1 protein-coding gene is annotated in these 605 nt (G+C 35.2%); it reads right to left on the bottom strand.

Annotation, left to right across the window (positions count from 1 at the left end; translation table 11 throughout):
* Positions 1–464, bottom strand: a 464-nt coding sequence (locus QZL64_RS12430) for a hypothetical protein (protein ID WP_296309648.1), incomplete at its 3' end; no start/stop codon positions are given.
* Between the last annotated feature and the right edge of the window lie 141 nt (positions 465–605).

Below are 605 nucleotides of genomic sequence, written 5' to 3'. Positions count from 1 at the left end.
GCATTCAATGTAAGAACAGCAGCATCACTAGTTGCTACTACTCTGGCTTCTTTGTGTTTGTTGATTTTGTTTTTGAAAGCTGTAATCAAATCAGTTGCATTGGTACTCTTTGCAATTACTTCATAAGTATGAGTAAATTGCCCAGGTGCCTCATAGATGTCATTGTATACTAAACGTAATACATAACGATGACCAACTTCCGGAGTAACATTAGTAGCTGTGATTACAATTTCATCTTCAGCTGCAGCTACATATTCACTAAATACCATGTGAGGTTTAGAACCTTTCATGATAGGCATTGAGAAGCGAATAACTGACTTAGTTGACTTTGTACCTGCTTCATTGTAAACATCTTCTTTGCCTTCGCAAACACCAATATACAATGAACTAGCAGCTTTAGCACCAGCTGCATCTTTTACAATTGCTCTATTTTGATCAAATAATGCGATCTGACCTTCTGTCAATGCATCTGCTGTCGTATAAGATGCAGGTGCTTCAGTACCAATAAGTACTGTGTTCACATGATTAAGCATAATTTTAATTATTTATTATTGCCTGACAAAATTTTTTTAATTCTGATAAAGAAAGTTCACCTTTCATCATAT

It is taken from the genome of Veillonella sp. CAG:933, assembly GCF_000431435.1.
In the GTDB taxonomy this organism is placed as follows: Bacteria; Bacillota; Negativicutes; order Veillonellales; family Veillonellaceae; genus Veillonella_A.
Note: the sequence above shows the minus strand (reverse complement) of the source record. Positions and strands in the feature narration are given on the sequence as shown.